The sequence below is a fragment of the Barnesiella sp. CU968 genome, from assembly GCF_905219685.1.
GTDB lineage: Bacteria > Bacteroidota > Bacteroidia > Bacteroidales > Muribaculaceae > Lepagella > Lepagella muris_A.
Map to the genome: position 1 here is coordinate 1 of NZ_CAJMXD010000152.1, position 6,770 is coordinate 6,770.

General features: G+C 43.4%; 6 protein-coding genes. 2 read left to right on the forward strand and 4 right to left on the reverse strand.

The window, feature by feature from the left end; genetic code table 11:
* Positions 1 to 771: EFR1 family ferrodoxin (locus JX312_RS07280; RefSeq protein ID WP_204457540.1), on the forward strand; the 771-nt coding region annotated here is incomplete at its 5' end.
* Here the strand turns inward: JX312_RS07280 and JX312_RS07285 are convergent.
* The 4 genes from JX312_RS07285 to JX312_RS07300 form a co-directional block, all read right to left on the reverse strand.
* Positions 694 to 2,136, reverse strand: coding sequence for a TrkH family potassium uptake protein (locus JX312_RS07285; protein ID WP_204457541.1), 1,443 nt, complete (start codon positions 2,134 to 2,136; stop codon positions 694 to 696). The genes JX312_RS07280 and JX312_RS07285 overlap by 78 nt on opposite strands.
* Before the next feature lie 42 nt (positions 2,137 to 2,178).
* On the reverse strand, positions 2,179 to 3,513 hold the full coding sequence (gene trkA / locus JX312_RS07290; RefSeq protein ID WP_204457542.1) for a Trk system potassium transporter TrkA: 1,335 nt from the start codon (positions 3,511 to 3,513) through the stop codon (positions 2,179 to 2,181).
* Between the two features lie 31 nt (positions 3,514 to 3,544).
* A complete protein-coding gene (gene dxs, locus JX312_RS07295) occupies positions 3,545 to 5,446 on the reverse strand; it encodes a 1-deoxy-D-xylulose-5-phosphate synthase (protein ID WP_204457543.1) in 1,902 nt (633 codons plus the stop codon).
* On the reverse strand, positions 5,443 to 5,613 hold the full coding sequence (locus JX312_RS07300; RefSeq protein WP_164916606.1) for a hypothetical protein: 171 nt from the start codon (positions 5,611 to 5,613) through the stop codon (positions 5,443 to 5,445). Before JX312_RS07300 ends, dxs begins: the two co-directional genes overlap by 4 nt.
* A gap of 137 nt (positions 5,614 to 5,750) precedes the next feature.
* Between JX312_RS07300 and JX312_RS07305 the strand changes: the two genes are divergently transcribed.
* Positions 5,751 to 6,719 (forward strand): L,D-transpeptidase, encoded by a 969-nt coding sequence (locus JX312_RS07305; protein WP_204457544.1) that lies wholly within the window; start codon positions 5,751 to 5,753, stop codon positions 6,717 to 6,719.
* Positions 6,720 to 6,770 lie beyond the last annotated feature (51 nt).

Sequence of the window (6,770 nt, forward strand, 5' to 3'; positions counted from 1 at the left end):
GATATATGCGGATTAAATCCGGGCGGAAGTATAACCGCTGAGACGGCGGATAGCATTGGTTTTGTTTTTCCCGTTTATTCCTGGGGCGTCCCCCCGGTTATGTGTGATTTTGTGCAATGCTTGTCTAAGGATATAGTCACTTTCATACACGATAATGACATACCTGTATGGATGGTTGCGACATGCGGGGATGAAACAGGAGATGCCCACCGTATGTTCAGGAAATTGCTTAAATCTGTGAATATTGAACTTCGTGGATGCTGGAGTGTGATAATGCCCAATACCTATGTTCTCTTGCCTGGCTTTGACGTTGATTCTGATTCTCTGAGAATAGACAAGATTGACAAGGCTCGTATGGAAGTAAGAAGAATAGCTTCCAGAATACTCAATGCCGAATGGGAGGAAAAGGTTACTATAGGTTATTTCCCAACCTTGAAAACACGAATAGTTTATCCTCTTTTCAAAAAATGGGGAATAAAACCATCCAAATGGCACTCTACAGATGATTGCACGGGCTGTGGAGCCTGTTCGACAGCGTGTCCTGTCGGAAATATATCGATTGTCGGATCAAAACCGAAATGGGGTGACAATTGTACTTCTTGCCTTGCGTGTTATCATGTCTGCCTGCGTCATGCAGTGCACTACGCAGACATGACCGGCAAGAAAGGGCAGTATCTCCCTTGCCAGCGTATTCTATCTCTTCCAGAATGTGGGGGTGAAAAGCAGAAGGATGGTAAATATCTCAAGACGCCCGATAAGCATTATAAGTGACAGAAGCCATTTGGCTGCATCCGGTATAAGCGCGTAATTTTCCGAAAGGCCTGTAACCTCGGTGCCGAGTCCGGTATTTGAGATGGCGGATAAAGCGCAGAAGAATGAATCCGACAGGGGGAGTCCCATAAGGCTCATAGCAAGACCTCCTATACATATTACCATCACGTAAAGAAAAAGGAATGCCAGAGTTTTTTGCACGACGGAGCCTGATGTTCCCTTGCCGTTGATTGTCACAGTTGTAACGGTGGAGGGATGCATCATTTTATAAAACTCGTTTTTAAGGAATTTGAAAAGAACTACAAACCGGTCAACTTTCGCTCCGCCCGAAGTGCTTCCCGCACAAGACCCCATAACTATCATCACCAACAGCAGGGCAATAGATATTGAACCCCAGTCGTGAAAATTGGGTTCTGTTATACCTGTGGACGAAAGGATGGATATTGTCTGGAACAGAGGATCAATGGTAAGATACTCCCAGTTTTCGGCAAGACCTTCAATGAGTATGTTAATTACAAATCCGATATAACAGACCAATATAATTACTACATAACATTTGAAAGCCGTATTTTTGAAAGGATTTCCGCCTTTGCCTGTCAACAGATTGAACAGTAAGGAAAAATTCACACCGCCAAGAAACATAAACACACACATCACAATTTTGAGATATATTGAATTCCATTGTGCTATGCTCATGTCAGATGTGGAGAATCCTCCGGTCGATATTGTTGAAAGACCATGACAGAAGGCATCGAAAAAACTCATTTTTGAGAACGAGAGGCACACTATAAGCAGAATGGTAAGAAGTATATACACTCCCCATAATCCTTTAGCCGTATAGCTGACTCTGGGACGCAGTTTATCGTGGGTTATGCCTGTAACCTCTGCATTGAAAAGCTGCATGCCTCCCGAATAATTAAGCATTGGCACAACTGCCAGCGTAAAAAGAATGATTCCAAGCCCACCTACCCACTGTACCACACATCTCCAGGCAAGAATGGATTTGGGAATACCGATCAGTGTATTCAAAACAGAGGCTCCTGTTGTTGTGAAACCACTCATTGTTTCAAAAAAAGCGTCTGAAACCGAGAGATGAGTGCCTACGGAAAGAAAAGGAAGCATTCCGAACAACGACAATATGACCCATGTCATTCCTGTAAGCAGAATAGCCTCTCTTTTCCCCATTTCTTTTGTTTTGGGCTTAAGCATCATCATTCCGCCTCCGCAAGCACCGGATATGCCGGCGCATATTAGAAAATCCATAAATGAATCCTCACCGTAAATAAGAGCGATGATGCACGGAATCAGCATGAACAGGGATTCTATGACAAGAAGATAACCGATTACTCTCAAGAGCATCGGCATATTGATATAATATCGATGTTTCTTGTAGGATAACATAAAATATCAGTTAAACCACTTTTCGATCTTATGGATTGTACCCGAAAGACAGAATACCACCACAAAATCACCTTCTTGAATATGAGTGTTACCATTAATCAGCTGAATCTCGTTCTCTCTTACCAAAGCCGCCAAAGTCATGCCAAACGGCAACTTAAGGTCTTTAACCGGAGATTTTGTGATCTTGGCATTATGTTTCACATATATTTCCGCGACCTCCGCATCGGCGAGAGCAAGGAATTTAGAGTTGCTTTCATCAGCATCAAGTAGAATCTTGAATATATGGCTTGAAGCAAAAAGTTTTTTATTGATTGTTGTGCCGATATTAAGATTTTCAGCCTGACTGAGGAACTGGAGGTTTTCTACATCTGCAATTGTTTTCGGCACTCCGAATTCTTTTGCCGTAAGACACGATAGTATATTGGTCTCCGAGGAGTCTGTCAAAGCCAGAAACGCGTCATACTGATAAATGTTGTTTTCCCTTAATACCTCAATGTCAAGAGCATCTCCGTAGACTATCTCGCAATTGGGCAGAATTGTTGCCATATTTTCGCAATTCTCACGGTCGTTATCAATGATCTTTATATGAAATTCTTCATTGTAGAGTTTTGCGAAACGTTGCGCTATTCTGCTTCCTCCCACGATAAGCGCTTTTTTTATAATGCGTTTCTTTTTGCCGCAGATCTCCCTCACTTCCTGTATAAATGGAGGAGTCGTTATGAAATAAACGATATCGTCACGTCTGATTTCATCGTTACCGTTTGGAATAATCGTCTCATTGTTCCTCTTGATTGCAGCGACATGAAAATCATGTGTCTTTACCGGCAGATCCCTTAGTTTGCAATCTAACAGTGGTGAATCTCCGTGCAATTTGACTCCGATCAGCAATAAGCCTCCATTATGAAGTTCTCCCCAATATCTTGCCCAATTATGATATAGTGCCACTGCTATTTCCTGTGCTGCGATGTTCTCGGGATATATAAGAAAATCAGCACCTACATCCTTAAGGATCGCACCGTTGTCAGGGTTAAGGAATTCGCTGTTGTCGATTCTTGCAACAGTTTTCTTTGCTCCGAGTCTTTTTGCGATCGCACAGCTGGTTATATTGCGGGTTTCATATGGAGTTACAGCGATATACAGGTCTGCATTGGATACGCCGACATCTCTCAGACTGCTGAATGAAGATGTGGATCCATTCCATGTCATCAGGTTATAGTTGGAATCTATAACGTCAAGACGAGCCTGATCGTTGTCAAGAAGAATGATATCCTGATCCTCGTTGGAGAGCATCTTGGCAAGATGTGTTCCCACTTCACCGGCACCTGCTATTACAATTTTCATCAGACCAATCTTTATTATTTAACGGACAAAATTATTTAACGGACAAACCGGCATATACTTTCCTTACAGTCTCAACAATTCCAGATGCATCTATGCCACAGCGGGAATGCAACTGCTCGACTTTAGCATGGGTAATCCATTCATCGGGAATCCCGGATTTCTCTACGTGAATGCAATATCCGTTATCATTGAACCAATCAGCGACGGTAGAGCCGAATCCCCCCTTTACAGTTCCATCTTCTACAGTTACAACTGCATCATAATTTCTTGCGACTTTCTCAAGAATGACGGAATCAATCGGTTTAACCCATATCATGTCGTAAACATCAACTTGCATATTCATGATTTCAAGTTCCTTGGCTGCTTCCAATGCCTCAAAGCCGGAAGGACCGATTGTCAGGATAGCTACCTTCGGTGAGTCACCGACATGTATCTGTCTTCCTTTTCCTATAGCCAACGGGATCGCGTTTTCATCGGAATTCTCGCCCTTTGCCTTGCCTCTCGGATAACGGATTGCAATAGGAGCAGACATCTTTTCCGCTGTTTTCATCAAAGCCTTCAAAGATTTGATGTCCATAGGAGACGCAATGCACATGCCGGGAATTATCTTGAGATATGCCAGATCAAAGAGTCCATGATGAGTGACACCGTCTTCTCCTACAACGCCTGCACGGTCTATGCACAAGACTACTGGTAATCCTTGTATCGCCACATCATGGATTATGTNGTCGAAACCGCGTTGAAGAAATGAGGAATAAATAGCGACATATGGTTTCATTCCGGCAGCCGCAAGACCTCCTGCGAACGTTACGGCATGTCCTTCGGAAATGCCGACATCGAATGTTCTTTCGGGAAAACGCTCCATCATTTTGCTCATGGATGTCCCGGACAACATGGCAGCAGTTATTCCGACTATTTTATTGTTATTTTCCGCCAGCCTGACAAGAGTTTCTCCGAAAACCTCCTGCCACAGGGGGGTGGAAGAGGAGGTAGATCTGATTTTCTCACCTGTCTCGGGATCGAAATTGCCTGGTGCATGCCATGCCTGAGGATTCTCTTCCGCAGCTTTGTATCCTTTCCCTTTTACAGTTCTGAGATGCAGTATCCTCGGACCCTTCATATCTTTGATATCAGAGAGTACTTTAACGACCTTTGTAACATCATTCCCGTCAAAAGGACCGAAATACCGTATGTTGAGTCCTTCGAAAATATTCTGCTGTGTGGAGATAAGTGATTTCACCGCATTGTTGAAACGCAGCAGCAATCCTTTCCTTTTATCATTTACAAGTCCCCATTTTTTAAATAGATTGTATATTCTGAGCCTGATACGGTTGTAAGATGCCGAGGTGGTCATATCCGAGAGGTACCTGTGCATCGCGCCTACCGGACTGTCTATCGACATGTCATTGTCGTTAAGTATGATAAGAAGATTGTTGGGATTGTTGGAAACATTGTTGATGCCTTCAAACGCCAGACCGTTGCTTATCGAGGCATCTCCGACAATCGCTATTGTCTTTCGGTCTTCCTCCCCCGGAATGTTCATGTCGGCAATTGCCATTCCGAGGGCTCCGGAAATAGAATTTCCCGCATGTCCGCATACAAAAGTGTCATATTTGCTTTCAGCTGGAAATGGGAAGCCGCTGATTCCTCCCGCGGTTCTTTGATTCGGGAAAAGATCTCGCCTTCCTGTCAGCAGCTTGTGTGCGTAAGCCTGATGTCCGACATCCCACACAAGACGGTCACGCGGGGTGTCGAAAACGTAATGAAGAGCCACAATAATCTCCACCGCACCCATGCTTGAACCGAAATGTCCGGGGTTGTGAGAAAGATTATCAATCATGTATTCCCGTATCTCGGAGCAAAGTTGCGGAAGCTGGTCAGCCCGGAGGTTACGCAGTTCTTTCGGACTATTGATATGACTGAGTAAATTCATTGTCTGCCAAAATACTTTTTATATAACGGCACAAATATGATAATTCCTGTCATCACGACTATCAGCAGGTTCTTGAGATTGACACCTGTAGCCGCCAATAACATCCAGACAAGCCATATCCAGATTATCGCGAGTATGGCTATTCCTATGGTTTTAGATTTGCCCATCAATCTGCAAATTTAGCAAAAAATCCTTATATTCCGCTAATCATACAACATTTCATCATAGAGATTGTGTAAAGTCGGATTTAATAACTAATTTTGCAGCCGCAAGTTATGAATCTTACACAATATATAAGAATTTTATGTCGAAAGCAGGAGTTTATAGCATATTGGGGCTTACAGCATGGCTGATGAATGTGTCATGTATGCGAGACAAAGTGCAGGCTGAATTGGACACTGAGTCTGAAGCTGTCTTTGCCGGTTCTCTCGACTCTGCATCTGTCGCTATGGATTCGATAGTGGATATTGAGCCTGTAGTCTCGACTGTCAATAGCGAGAAGCCCGAAGACCTGATGGAATTTATGAAAAATTCAGGAAAATGGGAACAGTACGATGCCGGAATATTACCTGACATGATTCATAAATCCACTTCATATGTGAAAAAGCTGCTGAATAACCGGCACAGCGGATTTATTGCAGTCGACAAAAGCCGCATGAAAGTTATATTGTTTGATAAATTCGGTGTCGAGAAGAAATCATATGGCATGGCTTGTGCGAAAAATTTCGGCACAAAACATGAAAAAGGGGACTCAAGAACTCCTGAAGGACTCTTTTCCGTTGAAGGAATATACGACAGTACAGACTGGCTGTTTACTGATGACGATGGAGTCACTTCCAAGAAAAAAGGACAGTTCGGACCTCGGTTCATACGACTTCGCATACCTGGCACTTCGCAGATCGGAATTCATGGCACGTGCGCGCCATGGAGCATCGGAGCGAGGGCAAGTCACGGCTGCATAAGGGTGAAAAACGAGAATATTCTTGAACTCGTGGAACTTGTTGAAATCGGAATGCCTGTTATCGTTGTGCCCGGGAAAAGAGATCTTGAGCAGAATTACACCGATGGTGTTGAAATTCCATGGATTCCGACTGTGAAAGGAACCAGAGAACCAAAATTCAGAAAGGTGAAAAAGGCAGATATTCAGCATAAGGATACCGTTTGTGTCGGAGATTCAATCATATCCGCACCAGATTCGTTATCGGTTGTTCCTTTTGTTTCAGACAGTATTAGTGAAGCAGACTCACATCCCTTAGAGTGNGTTTACTTTTAACACGAATTAAAGCTAAATGCGTTTCTTGAAATTCTTTAAGTCATCATAAAG